The sequence below is a fragment of the Catenuloplanes sp. NPDC051500 genome (assembly GCF_044454585.1).
In the GTDB taxonomy this organism is placed as follows: Bacteria; Actinomycetota; Actinomycetes; order Mycobacteriales; family Micromonosporaceae; genus Catenuloplanes.
Genome location: NZ_JBITDX010000018.1, coordinates 109433 through 129870 on the forward strand (window position 1 = coordinate 109433; position 20438 = coordinate 129870).

The 20438-nt window shown below is 73.6% G+C and carries 14 protein-coding genes and 1 pseudogene; 7 read left to right on the plus strand and 8 right to left on the minus strand.

Annotation, left to right across the window (positions count from 1 at the left end):
• Nucleotides 1–2: 2 nt before the first annotated feature.
• The 6 genes from ACIA8K_RS30210 to ACIA8K_RS30235 all read left to right on the plus strand — a co-directional run bounded on the left by ACIA8K_RS30210 (nt 3) and on the right by ACIA8K_RS30235 (nt 10516).
• The gene (locus tag ACIA8K_RS30210; RefSeq protein WP_396065320.1) at nt 3–1100 is read left to right on the plus strand and encodes a glycosyltransferase family 4 protein; all 1098 of its coding nucleotides are present in this window, start codon (nt 3–5) and stop codon (nt 1098–1100) included.
• Nucleotides 1097–3457 (plus strand): hypothetical protein, encoded by a 2361-nt coding sequence (locus ACIA8K_RS30215; RefSeq protein WP_396065322.1) that lies wholly within the window; start codon nt 1097–1099, stop codon nt 3455–3457. Before ACIA8K_RS30210 ends, ACIA8K_RS30215 begins: the two co-directional genes overlap by 4 nt.
• A complete protein-coding gene (locus tag ACIA8K_RS30220) occupies nt 3454–5937 on the plus strand; it encodes a glycosyltransferase (RefSeq protein ID WP_396065324.1) in 2484 nt (827 codons plus the stop codon). The genes ACIA8K_RS30215 and ACIA8K_RS30220 overlap by 4 nt, the downstream gene beginning before the upstream one ends.
• Nucleotides 5938–6266: 329 nt before the next feature.
• The gene (locus tag ACIA8K_RS30225) at nt 6267–7124 is read left to right on the plus strand and encodes a PIG-L deacetylase family protein (RefSeq protein ID WP_396065326.1); all 858 of its coding nucleotides are present in this window, start codon (nt 6267–6269) and stop codon (nt 7122–7124) included.
• A 201-nt stretch (nt 7125–7325) separates the two neighbouring features.
• Entirely contained in the window at nt 7326–8024 is a 699-nt protein-coding gene (locus ACIA8K_RS30230; RefSeq protein WP_396065328.1) for a MerR family transcriptional regulator, read from the plus strand.
• Nucleotides 8021–10516: a VIT domain-containing protein gene (locus tag ACIA8K_RS30235; RefSeq protein ID WP_396065330.1), complete on the plus strand. Its 2496-nt coding sequence runs from the start codon at nt 8021–8023 to the stop codon at nt 10514–10516. Before ACIA8K_RS30230 ends, ACIA8K_RS30235 begins: the two co-directional genes overlap by 4 nt.
• A 44-nt stretch (nt 10517–10560) precedes the next feature.
• On the opposite strand, the gene ACIA8K_RS30240 is transcribed toward ACIA8K_RS30235, so the two are convergent.
• From ACIA8K_RS30240 to ACIA8K_RS30260, 5 genes and pseudogenes are all read right to left on the minus strand, one after another.
• Nucleotides 10561–11988 (minus strand): ATP-binding protein, encoded by a 1428-nt coding sequence (locus ACIA8K_RS30240; RefSeq protein ID WP_396065332.1) that lies wholly within the window; start codon nt 11986–11988, stop codon nt 10561–10563.
• Nucleotides 11989–12122: 134 nt separating this feature from the next.
• Nucleotides 12123–14360, minus strand: coding sequence for a catalase/peroxidase HPI (katG, locus tag ACIA8K_RS30245; protein WP_396065334.1), 2238 nt, complete (start codon nt 14358–14360; stop codon nt 12123–12125).
• Nucleotides 14357–14835 (minus strand): annotated as a pseudogene (locus ACIA8K_RS30250) (Fur family transcriptional regulator). Before ACIA8K_RS30250 ends, katG begins: the two are co-directional and overlap by 4 nt.
• Nucleotides 14836–14881: 46 nt before the next feature.
• Entirely contained in the window at nt 14882–15847 is a 966-nt protein-coding gene (locus ACIA8K_RS30255) for an alpha/beta hydrolase (RefSeq protein ID WP_396065336.1), read from the minus strand.
• The gene (locus ACIA8K_RS30260) at nt 15844–16659 is read right to left on the minus strand and encodes a hypothetical protein (RefSeq protein ID WP_396065338.1); all 816 of its coding nucleotides are present in this window, start codon (nt 16657–16659) and stop codon (nt 15844–15846) included. The genes ACIA8K_RS30255 and ACIA8K_RS30260 overlap by 4 nt, the downstream gene beginning before the upstream one ends.
• Before the next feature lie 89 nt (nt 16660–16748).
• Here ACIA8K_RS30260 and ACIA8K_RS30265 point away from each other — a divergent pair, with 89 nt between their 5' ends.
• Nucleotides 16749–17417, plus strand: coding sequence for an AbfB domain-containing protein (locus tag ACIA8K_RS30265; protein WP_396065340.1), 669 nt, complete (start codon nt 16749–16751; stop codon nt 17415–17417).
• A gap of 3 nt (nt 17418–17420) precedes the next feature.
• Here the strand turns inward: ACIA8K_RS30265 and ACIA8K_RS30270 are convergent, their stop codons facing one another.
• From ACIA8K_RS30270 to ACIA8K_RS30280, 3 genes are read right to left on the minus strand one after another with little or no spacing between them, the layout of a single operon-like run.
• Nucleotides 17421–17795: a hypothetical protein gene (locus ACIA8K_RS30270; RefSeq protein ID WP_396065342.1), complete on the minus strand. Its 375-nt coding sequence runs from the start codon at nt 17793–17795 to the stop codon at nt 17421–17423.
• A gap of 3 nt (nt 17796–17798) precedes the next feature.
• Entirely contained in the window at nt 17799–19637 is a 1839-nt protein-coding gene (locus ACIA8K_RS30275; protein ID WP_396065344.1) for an EAL domain-containing protein, read from the minus strand.
• On the minus strand, nt 19624–20178 hold the full coding sequence (locus ACIA8K_RS30280; RefSeq protein ID WP_396065346.1) for an RNA polymerase sigma factor: 555 nt from the start codon (nt 20176–20178) through the stop codon (nt 19624–19626). The genes ACIA8K_RS30275 and ACIA8K_RS30280 overlap by 14 nt, the downstream gene beginning before the upstream one ends.
• Nucleotides 20179–20438: the final 260 nt, after the last annotated feature.

The following is a 20438-nucleotide window of genomic DNA, read 5'->3' on the forward strand; positions in this document are numbered from 1 at the left end:
GCGTGGAGATCGTGCAGGTCACCGGCTTCTACCCACCGCACCTCGGCGGCGTGGAACTGGTGGCGGCGCGGCTCGCCACGCTGCAGGCCGCCCGCCACCACGTCACCGTCTACACCTCACGGTCCGGCGGCGCGCCCCCGGCGGAACGCGACGGGAACCTGCGCGTCGTGCGGGACCGCGCGCTGCACGCCGGAAACACGCCTGTCATTCCCGCGCTGCCCGGCCGGCTGCTGCGCCACTCCCCCGCTCCGGACGTGCTTCACGTGCACGCCGGGCTCGCGGTGCTGCCGGAGATGGTCAGGTACGCGGCCCGGCGGCGGCGTGTCCCGTTCGTGGCGCACGTGCACCTGATGGTGCGGCCGTCGTCCGCGGCCGGGCGGGTGCTGCTCGGGCCGTACCAACGCCTGCTCTATGCCCGTTTCCTGCGCGCCGTGGACGCGGTGATCTGCCTGACCGGCGCCATGCGCCGCGAGCTGTGCGCCACGTTCGGCCTGGACCCGGCGCGGGTCACAGTGGTGCCGAACGGCGTGGACCGCGACGTCTTCGCGCCCGGCCCGTTCGCGGCGCGCGCCCCACGCTCCCTGCTCTTCGCCGGCCGGCTCACCGCCCAGAAGGACCCGCTCGCCGCCGTCGACGCGATGCCGCACCTCCCACCGGACGTGACCCTGCGCATCGCCGGCGACGGCGACCTGCGCGCCGCCGTCACCGGCCGGGCGGCCCGGCTCGGCCTGCGCACCGTGACGATGCTCGGCCGGCTGGACGCGACCGCGCTCGCCGCCGAGTACCGCCACGCCACCGCGGTCCTCATGCCCTCCACCCACGAAGGCCTGCCGCTGGTGCTGCTGGAGGCGATGAGCACCGGCGCGCCGGTCGTCTGCGCCGCACTCCCGGAGCTGGTCGAGGCCGGCGCGGACACGGTTCTCGCGGTGCCGCCGGACGCGTTCCCGGGCGCGATCCGCGCGCTGCTCGACGATCCCGGGCGGCGGGCCGCGCTGTCCCGCGCGGCCGAGCGGCGGGCCGGCGCGTTCACCTGGGAGGCGACCGCCGAAGGGGTCGAGCGCGTGTACCGGCGCGTCCTCGCGGAACGGGCCGGGCGGTGACGCTCACCCGCCCCCGCATCCCGGTGCGGCCGGCCCCGGCCCGGCACACCCGGCCCCGCCGCGCGCTGCCGCCATGGGTGCCGGTCGTGGCCGCGCTGGTACTGCTGCATGCCCTGGTACTGACAGAGGCGCCTGCGGCGCCTCGGGTCGCCGTCGGACTCCCGCTTGTCACGCTGCTGCCGGGCACACTGCTTTTAAAAGCTTCGGGGGTACGCCGTCGTGGCGCGGACCTGCTGCTGTGCACCGTGGCGGCATCTCTGGTGGTGCTGCTGACGACCGCGACCGCGCTGGCTCTCGTTGGCCGACTGTCGCCGCTTGACTGTCTGCTCGGGCTGGACGTCGCGGTGGCGGTGCTGGGCGGGGCGGTCGCGATGGTGGGCGCGGGCCGCCGACACGGTCCCGGCACCGCGGGTCGTCCACCGACCGCGGGTCGTCCACCGTTCGCCGGTCGTCCACCGTTCGCTCCGGCGGGCGGGACCGGACTTTCAGCCTCCCTCGCCGCACCGTTCGCCGGTGCCGCCGGAGTCGCCGCCGCGGGCACGCTGCTCGCTGGCGCGGCCGGCGTGCTCCTCGCGGTGGCCGGCGCCGCGCGTCTCAACGCCGGTGGTGGCCCCGCGCTGACGCTCGCCGCCTTGACCGCCGTGCTGATCGCGGTCGCCGGGGCCGCGCACGCCGCCCACCACCACCGTCCCGGCGTGGCCGCGGCCGCGCTCTACCTGGCCGCGCTCGCCGTGCTGCTCGCCACGTCGCTGCGCGGGAGCGGCGTCACCGGGCACGACATCAAGATCGAATATCACGTGCTGCTCGACGTGCTGGAGACCGGGCGGTGGCGGCCCGGCGGCGCGTACCCCGGCTACAACTCGTGCCTGAGTCTGACCACGCTTCCCGCATTCCTCGCCCGGCTGCTCGGGCTAGCGCCGCTCGACGTGTACCGCGTCGCGTACCAGCTGATATTCGCGGTGGCGCCGGTGGGCGTCCTCGTGCTGGCGCGGCGACTCCTGCCGCCGATGCCCGCGGTGCTGGCAGCCGGGCTGTTCATCGCGTTCCCGGCGTTCGTCAACGACATGCCGATGCTCAACCGGCAGGAGATCGCGCTGATCTTCTTCCTGGTGCTGCTGCTCGGCCTGCTCGACACGCGTGGGCCGCGCGGGCCGCGGATCACGCTGCTGCTGATCGCGGCCGCCGGACTGACGGTCTCGCACTACTCGAGCACCGCTGTCGCGGCCGCGCTGCTCGGCGTCGCGGCCGTGCTGCGCCTGGCCCGCCGCCGGATACCGTCCATGAGGGACGGTGTACGGCACCCGCCCGGACTGGCCTGGCCGGCCGGTGTGCTCGCCGCGATGCTGGCCGGGTGGGCGCTGTGCACCGGCAGCGCGCCCGCGTTCGCCGCGGACGTGGCCGAGACCGGGCGGGCGATCGGCGCACAGGCCATGGTGCTCTCCGACTCCACCCGCTATCTGCGCCCCGGCGACACCGCACCGGACGACGCCACCGCCTTGCGGTCCTATCTGGACACCCTCCGGGCGGAACGCGGCCTGCCGGACGCCGGATGCCCGCCGACGACGCTTCCCGCGGACGAACTCCCGCCGACCGCGCTCGGCGACGCGCTCCACACGCCGCACGCGGTGAACACGCTGCTGCGTCAGGCGTTCGTGCTGCTGTTCACGGCCGGTGCGGCCGCCGGGTGCGCGGTGCTCTGGTGGCGGGCCCGGCATCCCGCACGCCCGGCCGTGCGGGTGCTCGCCGAGACCGGCACCGCCGCGCTGGTGCTGCTCGGCGTCGCGGTCGTCGCGCCGCAGATCACCGACTCCTACGGGCTGCTGCGCCTCTACCAGCAGTTCCTGCCACTGCTCGGCCCGGCGGTGCTGCTCGCGCTGACCGCTGTGGTCCGTGGCCGCCCGGCCCGGTGGGTGCTCACCGCGCTCGTCGTCGCCGCGCTCGCCACCACCACAGGCCTGGTCCCGCGCCTGACCGGCGGGTATCCGCCGCAGCTCAACCTCGCCGCGTCCGGCGCGTACTACCGCGCCTGGTACGCCACCGCCGCCGACGCCCGCGACGCCGTGGCGGTGGAACGGGCGCTGTCGCCCGGCGTGCCGCTGCTCGCCGACAGCCGGACCGCCGCCACGCTGCGCGCCTACACGGAGCTGCGGCCGCTGGAGGGCATCGGGCCGGGCACGGTCTGGCCGGACTCGTACCTGGTGGTCCGGGCCGCACCGGAGGCGGCCGCCACCGCGGTGATCGGTGAGCGCGTGGTGCGGTACACGTTCCCGCTGTCCTGCCTCATCGGCGGGCGCGTGCTGCTGACCACCGCGGGCGACCTGCACGTCTACGGCCCGGACCGCCGGAGCCCACGATGACCGGCGGCGCGCCTCCCGTACGTGCGGCGGAGCCCGCGACGACCGGCGTGATCGCCGCCCCCGGCCTGCGCATCCTGCACGTGATCAACCTGGGCACGACCTGTGGCGGGGCCGAGCGGCTGGCCGCGGCGCTCGCGGCCGCGCAGCGCCGGGACGGGCATCAGGTGCGCGTGCTCGCCAGCGACCGCGCGGGTGACGGGGCCCGGTTCAGCGACGTCACCTGGCGGCAGCGCACCGGTGGGCCGTGGTGGCGGCGGCTGGCCGGGCTCGTGCACAACCCGGCGGCCCGGGACGCGCTCGCCGCGCAGGTACACGAGTGGCGGCCGGACGTGGTGCACCTGCACACGGTCGGGCTGATCACGCCGGCCGCGCTGCGGGTGCTCGCGGACGTCCCGACCGTACAGACGCTGCACGGTCCCGAGGTCTTCCTGCGGGAGACGGCCCGGTACTGCATGCCGGCCTCCTACCACCGCACCGGCGCGCCCGGACGGCCGAGCTGGCGCGGCTGGCTCTGGCTGCTGCTGACCGCGGTGCTGCTCGGGCCGCTCTGGCGGCGGGCGATGCGCGTGGTGGACCTGCACCTCGCGCCGAGCCGGTACATCGCCGCGCTGGCCCGGGGCACGACAGTGGTGGTGCCGAACGGTGTGGTGCCGGCGGTGCCGGGCGAGAGCCCGCCCGGTCCACGGCCCCGCGTGGTCTTCGCCGGGCGGCTGGTACCGGCGAAGGGCCCGCACGTGCTTGTGGAGGCCGCGCCCCGGCTGCTGGCCGCGGCGCCGGGCGCCCGGATCACCATCTGCGGCGACGGCCCGCTGCTGCAGGCGTTACGGCGCCGGGTCGCGGAGCTGGGCGTCGGGCACGCGGTGGAGCTGACCGGATGGCTGGACGCGCCACAGGTCGCGGCACGCATCGCGGGCGCGGACGTGGTGGTGGTCCCGTCCGTCTGGCCCGAGGGTTTCGGCCTGACCTGCCTGGAGGCGCTGACGGCCGGGCGCGCGGTGGTCGCGTCAGATGTGGGCGCGCTCGCCGAGCTGATCACCCCGGAGCACACCGGGCTGCTGGTCCCGCCCGGTGACCCCGCCGCGCTGGCCGGCGCGGTGGGCCGGCTCCTCGGCGACGACCGGCTGCGGGCGCGGCTCGGCACGGCCGGCGCGGCCCTCAGCAACGGCTACGGCATGGACGCCCACCACGAGGCGGTGCTCGCCGCCTACACCCGGGCGGCGGACACCGACAAGCCCACCACCCCCGCCACGGTACGCCGCGCGACGCTCGCCAGGCTTCGGGACGACAGCCTGCTCCGCAACTCCGCGATGCTGCTGCTGGCCACTGTCACGCTCGCCGGTGGCGGCTTCGTGTTCTGGCAGTTCGTGGCGCGGCTGTTCGACCCGGCCGCGGTCGGCGCCGCGAGCGCGCTGATCTCCGTCTCCACACTGCTCGCGAACGTCGCGCTGCTCGGCATGAACAACTCGCTGATCCGCTACCTGGACCGCTGGCCCGACCCGGCGCGCACGGTAAGCACCGGCGTGCTCGTCGTCGGGTCCGCCGCGATCGTGGGCGCGACCGCGTTCGTGCTGGCCGCCCCGCTGCTGCTGCCAAGCATCGCGGACACGCTGACGCCCGGCCGGTCCGCCGCGTTCGTGGCGCTGACCACCGTCGCGGCGCTCGGCATGCTCTACGACAACGTGTTCATCGCGTTGCGCCGCAGCGGCCAGATCCTCGCCCGGAACGTGCTTGTGGTGGCGGTACGCCTGCTGCTCCCGGGCCTGCTGGCCGGGCTGGGCGCGTTCGGCGTGTTCGGGTCGTACTGGCTGGCATTCGCGGTCGCGCTGGCGCCGAACCTGGTGGTGCTTGGCCGCACGTACCGGCTGTGGGCGCCCGGAAGCGTACAGCGGCTGCGCGCGATGTGGCGGTACTCGATCGGCACCTACGTCTCGACGATCATCCTGATGCTGCCGACGCTGCTGATGCCCGCCCTGGTCACCCAGCGCACCGGCGCGGAACAGGCCGCCCGGTTCTACATCGCGTCGCTACTCGCCGGCGTGCTGCTCTTCGTGCCGCAGGCGGCCGGGCGCGGCCTGTTCGCGGAGGCCCAGCACGACGGCGGGCAGGTCGGCGCACACCTGCCCCGGGTGCTGCGGCTCACCGCGATCACGCAGGCGCCGCTGCTTGCCGTGCTGATCGCCGCCGGGTGGCCACTCCTGCGGATCTTCGGCGAGGTGTACGCGGACGCGTACCCCGTGCTGGCGCTCCTGGCCGTGGCGAACGCGCTCAACTCGGTCGGCTACGTCGGCAGCACGCTGCTGCTGGTCTCCGGCCGGACCCGGCTGCTGTGTGCGCTCTCCGGCGCCGCCTACGCCATCTCCGTCGTCGGCGGCTGGGCAGTCGCGCCGCACGGGCTGCTCTGGATCGCCGGGGCGCTGGTCGCGGGCGAAGTGGTACTTGCCGTCGGCTACACGTGGGTGATCCGGGAGGCGCTGCGATGACCGAGGACGAGCACCGGTTTCTCCCCGGGCACGCGGGCGGGCCGGCGACCCGGTCCGGGCCGGAGAACGGGGCCGGGTCTGGACGCGAGGCCAAGCTTGCGCGCGAACCCGAGCGTGGGCACGAGGCCGGGTCTCCGCGCGAACCCGGGCCTGGGCGGGAAGCCGCGATTGGGCGCGGGGCCGGGCCTGAACGCGAACCCGGGCCTCCGCGCGAACCCGAGCCTGGGCGCGAAGCCGCGATTGGGCGCGGGGCCAGGCCTGAACGCGAACCCAGGCCTCCGCGCGAACCCGGGCCTCGGCGCGGGGATGGTGTCAGGGTCGGCGGGCGGGTGGCCGGGTCCTCCGGGACGCGGGCCGGCCTCGGGGCGGGCACGGCCGGGTTCGGGACGCGGATGGCCGGGTTCGGCATGCGTGTCGCCGGGAGCGGGGTGCACGCGGCCGGTGACCGGTGGCGTCGCAGCGTCGCCGCGCGCGCCGTGGACGTCACCGGCACGCTCGCCGGCCGGGCGTTGATGGTGCTGGCGCCGCATCCTGACGACGAGACGTTCGGCTGTGGCGCGCTGATCGCCCGTGCGCGCGCCGCCGGCAGCCCGGTCACCGTGGTGGTGGCCACGGACGGCGCGCGCAGCACCGCGTCCACCCGGCTCAGTCCCGCAGGGATCGCCCGGCTTCGCGCCGCCGAGTTGCACGCCGCGTGCGCCGCCCTGGGCGTGACAGACATCGTGCGGCTCGGTTTCCCCGACGGCGGCCTCACCACGCATGCCGACGCGCTCGCCGCCCGCCTGCGCACGCTCTACCAGGACCGGCGGCCCTGCCACGTGCTGCTTCCCTGCGCGCAGGACGAGCACCCGGACCATCGCGCGCTTCATCACGCGGGCGTGGCCGCGGGGCCGCCGCGCGCGCTCGCCTACCCGGTCTGGGCCTGGTACGCGGCACCGCTGTTCCCCGCCGCCGCGCACCCTGACCGGCTGCGGCTGTGGGCCTGGGCTGCCGCCCGCTCCGGCTGGCTGCGCGTCCCGACCGGCCCTTATCTGGCCGCGAAGCGCGCGGCGATCGCCGCCTACCCCAGCCAGACCACGAACCTGACCGGCGAGCCCGGCTGGAGTCATCTGGAGCCGCGCTTCGTCTCCGCCTTCCTCGGCCCGCACGAACTCTTCCGCCCGGTCCACCCGCCCCTCGACCGCTAGCCGCTGTATCGACGTGGGATGCGAGGCCCGGGCGGCGCCACCTGGCCGCACGCCGCAAACGCCCACATATAACACCGGTATGAGCGCGCCCGCGCCGTGCACGCAGACGACCCCTGGACCGCGCCTCGCTCCGACTCCCACGTCGATACAGCGCCCGACCACTATTGACACTGTCACGGTGACAGTGTCAGGATGGCGGGCATGTGGACGATGGAGGAGCTGCTGGAGCGGGTGCGGGAGGCTCTCGCGGCCGAATATCCCGGCGCGCCCAACGGCCGGGTCCGCGAACTGCCCGACCGCCGGGCGGTGCGGTGGTACGCGACGACCGGCCTTGTCGACCGGGCCACCGCGATGCGCGGGCGCACCGCGCTCTACGGGCCACGCCACCTGCTGCAGATCGTCGCGGTGAAGCGGCGGCAGGCGGAGGGGCACTCGCTCGCGGCGATCCAGGCCGAGCTGGCCGGCGCCACCGACGCCGAATTGGCCGCGCTGGCACGCGTACCCGCTGATGTCCTGGGGGGTGACGCACCTGCCGATGTGACCGCCCGGCCGCGGTTCTGGACGTCGGCGCCCGCAGCACCTGCGGAGACACCGGCACCGGCTTCAACGGCACCTGCGGCGACGTCGACGGCGCCCGGCACCGCTTCAACGACACCCGCGACGACGTCGCCGGCACCCGCAACCGCGACGCCGGCGGCACCCGCAGCTGCGACGCCGGCCGCATCCACAAAGGAGGCGCCCGCGCGCGAGGTGGGCGCCGTCTCGCTCGGTGGCGGCGTCTTCCTGCTGCTTCCGGTCCGCCCGGACGCCGCCGATCTCGACGGCCTGGCCCATGCCGCCCAGCCACTGATCGACCTGCTCAAGGCCCGTGGCCTGACTAACGATGGGGGAAACCGATGACCGCACTGCCCGTCATTCCGATGCCACCGGCCGAGGTCGGCTGCCTGCCGGCGCCGCGCGAGGACGCCGGTCTGGGCACGCTCAGCACCCGCCTCGGCAATCTGCCGCTCGACCGGCTCGACGTGCGGGCGCGGATCAGCGGCCTGGTCGCGCACACGACAGTGACCACGGAGTTCGTCAACGCGTTCGCGGAGCCGCTGGAGGCTACCTACATCTTCCCGCTGCCGGACCGCGCGGCGGTGACCGGCATGACGATGACCGCGGACGGGCGCACGGTCGAGGCCGAGCTGCAGGAGCGCGGCGCGGCCCGGGAGGCCTACGACGCGGCGATCAACGCCGGGCAGCGCGCCTCGATCGCGGAGGAGGACCGGCCCGACGTGTTCACCATGCGGGTCGGCAACATCCTGCCCGGCGAGCGGGTCACCGTGACACTGTCATTGACCGGGCCGCTGCCGTGGGAGGACGACGCGGCGACGTACCGGTTCCCGCTCGTCGTCGCGCCCCGCTACATCCCGGGCACTCCGTTGCCGGGCGCGCAGGCCGGCGACGGGCAGGTCCGGGACACGGACGCGACGCCGGACGCCTCCCGGATCACGCCGCCGGTGCTGCTGCCCGGCTTCCCGGGCGCGGTCCGGCTGTCGATCGGCGTCGCGGTGGAGACGGCCGGGCTGTCGCTGAGCGAGGTCCGGTCCAGCCTGCACGCGGTGACCACACAGGACGGTCTGATCTCGATCGCGCCCGGCGAGCGCGCGGACCGGGACTTCGTGCTGCGGCTGCCCTACGCGGGCTCCGGTTCGAGCGCGGTGTTCGTGCCGGACGTCGCGTCGGAGGAGGGCACCTATCAGGTGATCGTGCTGCCGCCGTCCTCGTCCGCGGCCGCGCCCCGGCCGAAGGACGTGGTGCTGCTGCTCGACAGGTCCGGCAGCATGCACGGCTGGAAGATGGTGGCCGCCCGGCGCGCCGCCGCCCGGGTGGTCGACACGCTGACCGCCGCGGACCGGTTCGCGGTGTGCACGTTCGACGACCGGGTGGAGTGGCCCGCCGACCTGGGCGAGGGCCTGGCCGCCGCGACCGACCGCAACCGGTTCCGCGCGGTGGAGCACCTGGCGCGGGTCGACGCGCGCGGCGGCACCGAGATCCTCCGGCCGTTGCAGGCCGGCCTGGGCCTGCTGACCGCGTCCGTCGACGCGCCGCGCGACCGGGTGCTGGTCCTGATCACGGACGGGCAGGTCGGCAACGAGGACCAGATCCTCCACCAGACAGGGTCCACCGCTTCGGGGGTACGGATCCACACCGTCGGCATCGACCGGGCGGTGAACGCCGGTTTCCTGGGCCGGCTGGCTGCGACCGGCGGTGGGCGCTGCGAGCTTGTGGAGAGCGAGGACCGGCTGGACGAGGCGATGGACGCCATCCACCGCCGCATCGCCGCCCCGCTTGTCACCGGCGTGACCGTCGAGGGCGTGCCGCAACGCCGGCCGCAGTCGATCTTCCCGGGCGTACCCCTGGTGATTTTCGGAAGGTCTTCGGGTCCGGTGCCGCAGGTGCTGACGGTGCGCGGCCGCACCCGCGACGACGCCGAGTTCCTTGTGGACGTGCCGGTACGACGCGGCGACGAGCCCGCGGTGACGGCCCAGTGGGCCCGCGCGCGATTGCGCGAGCTGGAGGACCGCTACACGATCGGCGAGGTCGGCCTGGAGCGCGAGATCGTCGAGACGTCGCTGCGGCACCGGGTGCTGTGCCGGTTCACGGCGTGGCTGGCGGTCGACTCGCGGATAGTGGCGGAGGGTGGACAGCGGCGACGGGTGACGCAGCCGGTGGAGTCGCCGTCCGGGTGGGAGTCGCCCGCGGCCCCGCCGAACGTCCGGGCGCGACGGAGAGCCGCTCCGGTGCACTACGCGCTTGGCGCCGACACGTCCGGGCCGGCCGGCGGGGGTGGCCTCATGCGGGGCGTCGCGGGCTTCCGGGGCGCGGCGCCAGGCGGGCCGCCCACCGCAGGCGCGGCGTCCGAGTCGCCGGTGCACGGCGCTCCCCCGGCGTCCCAGTCCTTCGGCGCGGCACCGGCGAGCAGCGGCTACGGCGCCGGGCCGGCCCCCTCCAGCGCGTACAGCGCCCCGCCCGCGCCCGGCGCCACCGCGATGCCCCCGATGGCGCCGTTGCCGCACGGCGGTCAGGGCACCGGCACCCCCAGGGCCGATCTGATCGAGTTCGCCCGCACCGAGGCGTCCCGGCTGCAGCAGGGCGCCCACCTGTCCGTCCTGGAACGCCGCGACCTGCTCGACGACCTCGGCACCCGCCTGCACGCCATCCTCACCGGCGTCCCGGATAACGAGGCCGCGCCGCTGTTCACGCTGAAGCGACACCTCCTCAGCGGCATCACCGATCTGCCCACCCTCTGGTCCGAGGCGCTCCGCCTCCTCCAGTCCTTCACCGCCGGCACCCCGCAACCGGCGCCCGCACCGGAACCGCAGCAGCGCAAGCCGTTCTGGAAGTGACGGCACCGGTGCCGCGTCACCACCGTGGCGCGGCACCGGTGTGCTCACATGACGCGCGGCCGCCAGGCCTGGAGCAGCGCATCAGGCCCGTATGCGGCCTGCAGGCCCCGCGCGGTCACGCCGCTGCGACTGACGGCGAGCAGGGGTACCGGCTCGTCGGTGAGGGCGGCACGATGTTTCTGCAGGGCGGCGACGTCATGGTTGTCGAACGGGCTCTGCTCCAGCCACTTGATCGAGCCCAGGAACAACAGCTCGCGGGCGACGGGTGCGCGATCCGCGCCGACGATGTCGATCTCGACGCTGTTGGACCGCGTCCAGTAGCCGCCGACGACGGGCGCCACCGGCAGGTCGTCGTCGGGCAGCAGCCGGGCGAGGGAGTCGCGCAGCACCGGTTCGATGACCCGGCCGCGCCAGCTGGTCCACCCGGTACGGATGCGCGCGAGCGCCAGGTCGCCACGGAGGCGCTCGATCTCCGGAAGTGACGGGGCGACGAACCGCAGCCAGAAGCGCAGGTACGGGTCGGCCACCCGGTATCGGCGCTCCTTCGACGGCGTGGTGGCGATCGGCAGTTCGCCGACGATCACGCGTTTGTCGCTGAGCAGCTCGGTGGCACGGGTCAGTGAGGTGTGGGAGATGCCGCCGGAGGCACGGGCGATGTTGGTGAACGTGCGCTCGCCGCTGCCGATCGCGGAGAGCACGGCCCGGGCCTGCGCGCCGTCGGGGAACTCGGCCGCAAGCGAGCGCTCGGCGGAGACCAGCAGCGCCGAGACGGGGTTGGACAGCTCGGCGGCGAGGAAGTCCCACAGGCCCATGCCGGGACGCCAGGCGGCGCAGATCAGTGGCAGTCCGCCGGTGACCAGAGCCGCGTCGAAGGCGTCGGCGGGCGCGAGGCTCAGCATGTCCGCGACTTCGGCCGGGTTGAGCGGGCCGAGGACCATCTCCTGTCCGCGCTGGTGGAACGGCCGCCCGTACGAGCCGAGCGCCTCCATCATGGACAGATTGGAGCCGATCAGGATCAGCAGCACCGGTTTGCGGCTCAGCTCCCGGTCCCAGGCCCGCTGCAGGATGCCCTCGAACGCGTCGACCCGGTCCATCAGGTAGGGCGCCTCGTCGATCACCACCACGGTGGGCTGATCGTCCGGCAGCACGCCCGCAAGCTGCCGGAATGCCGCGGACCAGTTCCCCGGCCGGGCCTCGCTGAAGATCCGCCGCTCCGGCAGCGAGGAGGAGAGCACGGCTTCGGTGAACGACTCCAGCTCCCGCTCCGTCGACTCCCCGGCCGCGGTGAAGAACGCCGCCGGGACGGCCGCCTGGTCGACGAACGCCTCCACCAGGCTCGACTTCCCGATGCGGCGGCGACCGCGGATCAGCAGGCACCGTCCCGGCTTCTGCGCTCCCAACTCGGCGGCGACCTCGCCCAGCAGCGACTGGAGGACGTCGAGCTCGCGGCGCCTGCCGACGAATGCCACCACGGTGCCACCCCAATAGTAAAGTCGATGATAGTAACACTGATGTTACTATCATCAACGTTACTATTGCCAGCAACACGGCACGCACACGCGAACGGGCCCGGCCGAAAGGCCGGGCCCGTTGCACTACGGGACGATCAGGCGAGGTCGAAGCGGTCGTTGTCCATGACCTTGACCCAGGCCTTGACGAAGTCGGCGACGAACTTCGCGCGGGCGTCCTCGCTGGCGTAGACCTCGGCGAGGGCGCGCAGCTGGGAGTTGGAGCCGAAGATGAGGTCGACCGCGGTGGCGGTCCACTTCAGGTCGCCGGTGACCAGGTCGCTGATCTCGTAGACGTGCTCCTCCGACGCGGACGCCTTCCACTTCGTGCCCGGGGAGAGCAGGTTGGCGAAGAAGTCGTTGGTGAGCACGCCGGGGCGGGAGGTGAGCACGCCGTGCGTGCTGCCGCCCACGTTGTTGCCGAGCGCGCGCAGGCCGCCGATCAGGACGGTCATCTCCGGCGCGGTCAGGTCGAGCATGTAGGCGCGGTCGATGAGCAGGATCTCCGGCTGGGTCTTCTCGCCCGGCCGCAGGTACTGGCGGAACGCGTCGGCACGCGGTTCGAGGACCTTGAACGACTCGACGTCGGTCTGCGCGGCGGTGGCGTCGGTACGGCCCGGGTGGAACGGCACGGTGACCTGCACGTCGCCGTCCTGCGCGGCCTTCTCGATGGCGGCGCCGCCGGCGAGCACGATCAGGTCGGCGAGCGAGATCTGCGCGCCGCCGGCCGCGTTGAACTTCTGCTGGATGCCCTCGAGCACGCCGAGCACCTTGGTCAGCTGCTCCGGCTGGTTGACCTCCCAGCTGCGCTGCGGCTCCAGCCGGATGCGGGCGCCGTTCGCGCCGCCGCGCTTGTCGGTGGAGCGGAAGCTCGCGGCCGACGACCACGCGGTGGAGACCAGCTCGGAGACCGTGAGGCCGGAGGCGAGCACCGTCTCCTTCAGCGACGCCACGTCGGCGTCGGAGACCAGCGCGCCGGAGACGGCCGGCACCGGGTCCTGCCACAGCTGCGCCTCGGGCACCCACGGGCCGAGGAAGCGGCTGACCGGGCCCATGTCACGGTGCAGCAGCTTGTACCAGGCCTTGGCGAACGCGAGCTGGAACTCGTCCGGGTTCTCCAGGAAGCGGCGGGAGATCTTCTCGTACGCCGGGTCGACGCGCAGCGACAGGTCGGTGGTCAGCATCGTCGGCAGGTGCTTCTTCGACGGGTCGTGCGCGTCCGGCACGATCGCCTCGGCGTTCTTGGCGACGTACTGCTTCGCGCCGGCCGGGCTGGTGGTCAGCTCCCACTCGTACCCGAAGAGGATCTCGAAGAAGCGGTTTGACCACTGGGTCGGCTTGTCGGTCCAGGTGACCTCGAGGCCGGAGGTGATGGTGTCGCCACCCTTGCCGCTGCCGTGCGTGGACAGCCAGCCGAGACCCTGCGACTCCAGCGGCGCGGCCTCCGGCTCCGGGCCGACGTGGCCGTCCGCGGGGCCGGCGCCGTGCGTCTTGCCGAACGTGTGGCCGCCGGCGATCAGCGCGACGGTCTCCTCGTCGTTCATCGCCATCCGGGCGAACGTCTCGCGGATGAACTTCGCGGCGAGCAGCGGGTCGGCGCTGCCGCGCGGGCCCTCGGGGTTGACGTAGATCAGGCCCATCTCGGCCGCGCCGACACCCTCGGGGAGCGCGTCGGTGGAGTAGCGCTCGTCGCCGAGCCAGGTGTCCTCCGGGCCCCAGAAGATCTCCTCGGGCTCCCACACGTCCTGGCGGCCGAAGCCGAAGCCGAAGGTCTTGAAGCCCATCGACTCCAGCGCCACGTTGCCGCCGAGCACGAGCAGGTCGGCCCAGGAGATCTTCTGGCCGTACTTCTGCTTGACCGGCCAGAGCAGGCGGCGCGCCTTGTCCAGGTTCGCGTTGTCCGGCCAGCTGTTGAGCGGCGCGAAGCGCTGGCCGCCGTCGCCGGCGCCACCGCGGCCGTCCTGGATGCGGTACGTGCCGGCGGCGTGCCAGCTCATCCGGATCATCAGGCCGCCGTAGTGACCGAAGTCGGCGGGCCACCAGTCCTGCGAGGTGGTCAGCACCTCGGTGATGTCGCGCTTGATCGCCTCGACGTCGAGCTTCGCGAACTCCTTGGCGTACTCGAAGTCGTCGCCGAGCGGGTTGCCCTTGGAGGAGTGGGCGTGCAGCACCGACAGGTCGAGCTGGTTCGGCCACCAGTCGCGGTTGGTGCGCGGCCGGCCGCCGGTCTTCGGCTCCGGTGAGTCGATGACCGGGTTCTCGCTCTCGCTGCCGGTCGCGGTCACGGAGTCGTGCGCCACCGGGCAGCCGCCGCCCTTGATCTCTTCGTCGTTCATGTGTTTCCTTCCGAACGTGCAGAACCTGCGGATTCGTGGGGAGTGCGGGTGGTCGCGCAGTCTGGGCAGAGGCCCCAGAAGACGACCTCCGCCTCGTCGACCACGAAGCCGTGGCCGTCCGGGGCGGTGAGACAGGGGGCCTCGCCGACAGCGCACTCGACGTCGACGATCGTGGCGCAGGAGCGGCAGACGAGATGGTGGTGGTTGTCGCCCACCCGCGTCTCGTAGCGTGCGGTCGCTCCGGACGGCTGGATGCGCCGGATCAGGCCGGCGTCGGTGAGCGCGCGCAGCACGTCGTAGACGGCCTGGTGGAGACGGTCGGCAGGGCGGCCCGGGCCAGCGCGATCACCGTGTCGGTGTCGGCGTGCGGGTGGTCGCGCAGCGCGCCGAGGACGGCCAGCCGGGGCCGGGTCACACGCAGCGAGACCGCGCGCAACTGAGCCTCGAGTCCGGACGATGTCACGGCACAGACCATAGTCGGCTTTTCTGGAATAGTTCAAGTTTCGGCGGGCCTGACCACCTCAGCGTGACAGGTGCAACGCGGCCCACTCGTCGAAACGGCGCAGCACCGCGGCCCGGATGTCCGGCGCGGACAGCGTCAGATCGTGCAACGCGCCAGGAAACCGGGCAAGCGTGACGTGCGGCCCGAGGTGCAGTCCCCAGCGCCGGATGTGTGCGACGTCAAGCACGATGTCGGTGCTGCGGGTGTCCTCGCGCGGGTCGCGCAGCCAGTTGAACGACCGGGCGGACGAGCCGACGAGCACCGGCACCCGCAGCTGCAGCCCGCGGCGGACGCGGCGTTGCGCGGCCCTGATCGCGGCCAGCCAGCCGAGCCGGATCGGGTGCCCGAGCGCCGGCTTCAACGCCAGGTCGTAGCTCCACTCGCCGCCGAGCGTGGCGTGCGTGGAGACCGCGAACGCGTCGCTGACCGGGTGCGGCACGACCGCGTGCGGGGCGAGCCGGGCGGCCGAGGAGGCGAGCGCGAGCACCGGCCGGCGCAGCGCCCACGGCAGCGCGAAGTCGAAGAACGGGCTGTTGAGGAACGCGCCGCGGATCGGCCCGCCCGGGCGGTCGGCGGCCCACAGCGTGCCGATCAGGCCGCCGGTGGAGTGCCCCCAGACCAGGATCTCCTCCGCGCCGTCGCGGACCATCTGCGCCACGGCCGCGTCCAGCTCGTCGTAGTACTCCGCGAGCGAGCTGCAGAAGTTCGCGCTCTGGTGCGGGAGCAGGCTGCGGCCGTACCGGCGGAGGTCGATGCCGTAGACGTTCCAGCCGGCGGCCGCGAGGTGGTCGGCGACGTGGGTCTGGAAGAAGTAGTCGGCGAGGCCGTGGATCATCAGCACGGCGCGCCGGCTATCGCCGTGGTCGGCCCAGCGGCGCACGAGCGTGGCGATCACGTCACCCTGCGCGTCCCGCCCACAATCAAGGACGAAACGCTCATAGGGTACGCCGAGCAGGTGGTCGATGCCGTCAGGTGCGAACGTCACCGCTCAATTGTGTCGTACTCGCACTCGTCGGCCAGCGCATCGACGCGCGCCGCGATCTCGGGCTCGTCCATCCCGAGCCGTTCGCACAGCTCCCGGTGTGCCGCGACGAGCGGCTCGGACACCTCCCGGGGATCGGTGCGCACGCGTGCGGCGTTGTCGGCGAGCGCGCCGGACAGCTCGTCCCAGATCAGGATCGCGTCCTCGACCAGGTCGCGCGCGGCGGCCGACGCCGGGTAGGCGAGCAGGATCTCGGCCTCGTCGATCAGCCGGGTGCCGGTCGCCTCGATGTCGGCGAGGTTCCACGCCTCCGCGTCCGCGATGTCCGACGCCTCGCGGACCACGGCCTGGAAGTCGTCGAGGCCGGACTCGACCGCGGCCGCGTCGAGCAGCCCGGCCTCGCCGAGCAGCCGCACCGCGAACAGCCGGTCCCGCAGCGCCCCCTCGACGACGAGCGCGCTCACCTGCCGGGGCGTGAGCCGGCGCAGCGCCTGCAGGAACCGGGCCTGTTCCGGGTCGGCCGGGTCCGGGCCGGGCGGGGTGGCGGAGGCCAGCAGCGGGAAGTCCGCGTCGACAGCGGTCAGCGCGAGCGCCACCGCGTGCGCGCACAGCCGCAGGTCCGACCCGCAGTCACACACGCCGGTGACCGCGCCGCCGACGATGCCGACCCAGGCCCGCCCGCCGGCGACCTCCGCCTGCACGCCGCCGCCGAGCGACTCCAACTCGCCGACCCTGCCGGTCAGCCGATCCGCCTCCGCGGCCACGTCCGCGGGGACGGACTCCCGGAAGGCCTCACCATCGATGCGCACAGCCACGAGCGGTCACCCTACCGGCGTACCCTCCGGCCGTCGCACCGGCGGGCGCTGAGTACAGTTTCGCCCTCGGGGATTCGGTGAGGAGCGGCATGCAACCACACGGCGGCGGCAGGGTCTACGGCAAGGGCGAGGCGCGGCCGGTGACGTCGAAGGCAGGCCGGTTCGGGTCGGTGCACCCGGGTGTGACAGCGGCGGTGGCCCTGGGCATGGTGGCCGCGTTCGCGCTCGGCTGGTTCATCTGGCAGACCACCTCGGAGCCGGACACGCTGCGCGACCTCAACGACGCCGCCGGCGAGCAGCCGGCCGCCGCGGCCCCTGCCTCGCCGTCCGCCGCCCCGGCCGCGGAGGGCCCGGTGGAGCTGGCGGTCGGCGCGTTCCGGCTGGAGTCGGCGAAGAGCCCGGGGACGGTCCTGGCCGACGTGGACGGCCTCGCGGTGATCACCGCGACCGGCCCGGGCGTGCAGGTGGCGAAGGGCCTCGCGGACCCGGCGTGCTTCTCGTTCCACACCGAGGACGACCGCTATCTGCGGCACTCCGGTTACCGGCTGCGCTTCGACGCCAACGACGGCTCCGACCTGTTCACCAAGGACGCGACGTTCTGCCCGGAGGACGGCGCGGAGGACGGCACCATCACGCTGCGCTCCCACAACTACCCCGACCACGTCGTCCACCACCGCAACGTCGAGTTGTGGATCGACGAGTCGGACGGCTCCGAGGACTTCGCGGCCGCCAGCTCCTTCATCGTCCACAAGGCCTGAGGCTCAGGGACGCCGGAGCAGCTCCGTCTCGATCTCGTCGAGCAGGTCGAGGGCCTGGCGCAGCGGCGCGCGGAGGCGGACGACGTCCTCGTGTTCGAGCGTGGCGGTGTCCGCGGTGGCGAGGAACGCCGCGGCCTCGCGGTCGAAGGCCGCCAGGCGCGGATCGGCCGGGACCGCCGGCGCGCAGAGCGCACGGAGCGCGCTGACGTGGTCGTCGATGCGCAGGCTGAGCCGGTCCCGGCGGACCGGCTTCGCCGAGGACATCCAGTGCCACCAGCCGATGGTGAACGTGAGCGTGGCGACGTAGTCGCGCAGGACCCGGCGTTCCGCGCACACCTCCACGGCGTGCGCGGCCCACCAGTCCGCCAGCGGATGCATGCGCTATCCCAGTTTCGATATCGGGCGGAGATCGAGCTCGATGTGCTCCGCGGGGTCGGCCATCGGCACCGGGCGTCCGATGTGGAATCCCTGTGCGAAGTCCACACTGTATCCCCGCAGCAGCGCGGTGGTCTCGTCGTCCGGCACGCACTCGGCCACCACCCGGATGCCGAGGTCGTGGCAGATCATCGTCAGGCGCTCGACAAGTGACCGGTCCGCGGGCGTACCGGTCAGGCCGGTGATGAACCGGCCGTCGATCTTCACCAGGTCGACCGGGAGCGTCCGCAGGTGCAGCAGCGACGCGTGCCCGGTACCGAAGTCGTCTAGCGCCAACTGCGCGCCGAGCTGCCGGATGCCCGTCGCGAACGCCAGCGCCTCGTTGCGGTTCTCGATCGCGGCCGTCTCGGTGATCTCGAAGGTGAGCCGCCCGGCCCGCACGTTGTGCTTGGTAAGCGACCGGGTCACATGGTCGAGCAGCCCGGGGTCGCCGAGCGACCGGCCGGACACGTTGATCTGGCAGTGCGAGTCGAGCGCGCCCTGCCCGATCAGCTTGATCGCGTGGTCGATCACCCAGCGGTCGACAGGCAGGATCTGCCCGATGCGCTCCGCGGTGTCAAGGAACGCCCACGGCGCGACGGGTTCGCCGGATTCGCCGCGGACCCGCAGCAGGATCTCGTGCCGGGTGACCCGGTTCAGGTCCAGGTCAAGGATCGGCTGGGCGAACAGCGCGAACCGCTCGTTGGCCACCGCGCTCTGCACGGTGGCCCGGCTGCGCCGCAGGCGGACCGCGCGGCTGGCCGGCGTGGCCGCGATCTGGGCCACGTGCCCACTGCGCCGGGCCTGGCGCGCCGCGTGCTCCGCGTCGGCGAGCAGCTCGAACCCGCCGGCCTCGGTGCCCTGCGGGAAGCGGACCGCGCCGGCCCACGCGTTGACGCGCGCGCCGGAGAACAGGTGGCTGCGCACGCGCTCGACGGCCGTGACCGCCAGGTGTTCGGCCTCCGCGGGCGTGACGGCGCCGCGCAGCAGCACGCCGAACAGGTCCGGGGCGGCCAGGCCGAGCATGGCGCGCGCCGGGTTCACGTCGGTGAGCAGCCGCCCGAGGTCCGCGGCCAGCTCGTCGCGGTCGACGGCGGTCCTCGGCTCGGTCGCCACCACGAAGACCACCCCGTCGCCGGTACGACGCGCGCGGTCCACCTCGTCGATCAGGTAGTCCCGGGTCGCCAGCCCGGTGCCGGTCTCCCGCGCGCCCAGCTCCGCGGTGAGCATCTCCTCGCGGACCGCCCGCCGGGCCAGCTCGCGCCGGGCCAGCTCCGGCACGGTGACGTCCTCGCAGGTAGCGACGATGCCGTCACCGAGGATCTCGATGTGCGCGTGCAGGTAGCCCACGGTGCCGTCCGCGCGCCGGGCGCGGAACGTGACCTCGTCCGGCCGGGTCAGCGCCCAGGCCTTCTCGATCACGGCGGTGACGGTAACCAGGTCGTCCGCGTGCACGCAGGCCATCAGCGCGGCAGGCGTGACGGTGTCCTGCGCCGGGGATCGTCCCAGCATCGCGGCGAGCGCCGGTGACCAGGTCAGGCAGCCGGTGGTCCGGTCCCACCTGACGACGCCGCGGCCGGCGCTGTGCGCGGCGCGGGCGATCCGGGTGAACTCGTCCTGCGGCGTGGTCATCGGGTCGGCCAGGTCGAGGTCCGGGTCGGCGCCGGCCGGGTCGGCACCGTGGGACGCGCCGGCCGGGCGGCGGTGGTCGAGCAGCACCTGCCGGGCGACGCGCCGGAAGCGCATCTGCTCCAGCGGGCTGGGGCGGTGCCCGGAGGCGAGCCGCAGCACGTCATCGAGTCGCATCCGCGTCCCCTCCCATCGTCTCGCCGGCCAGCTCGCGCAGGCGCCGGCGGGCCGCGTGCTTGTAGAAGCGCACGCTGCTGTCCGCGAGGCCGAGGATCCGGCCGATCTCCGGGTTCGAGAAGCCGTCCTCGGCCAGCTCGAACACGCGCGCCTGGCGTGGCGGGAGCTGCCCCAGCCAGTGCCGGCGCAGCTGCTCGGCCTCCCAGGAGTCGGCCGGGGTGCCGGGCGCGCCGGGCAGCTCCGCGGGCAGCGCTGTCTCGCGGGTGGCCTTGGCCTTCTCGCGGCGCAGCACGTTGTGCGCCGTCTTGATCACCCAGCCGAGCGGCGCCTCGAACTCGCGGATCTCCGCCCACTTGCGCCGCGCGATCAGGTACGCCTCGTGCAGCGCGTCCCGCACCAGGTCCTGGTGGTCGCCGCCGAGCCGCAGCACGCCTTCCGCCTTGGCATAGGTCTGGAAGACAAGCTCGTTGAACTCCGTGTCGTACCTGTCGTCGAGGTGCTCCGGCTCGTCCCATCGGGCGGCGTGATGCGGATGGCTCACGCCGCCCCCTCCCCCAGCTCGGTCATTTCTCCCCCAGAATCGATCCCCGTTCCGCATATAACTCTCTGTGGAGGCCGGAATGTATATGCCGTTCGGCGATATTTCTTCGACGAGATCTGTGATCAAGGCATTGATCTGCAACTTCTCAATGAAATTGGTGGCCTTACCGACTGCGGATGCGCAATGACGCTTTCACGGTCGGTGACTATGCGCAGGGATCCGGACACGCACTGTCGCTACCGCCGGGAGTGGAGTAGCCC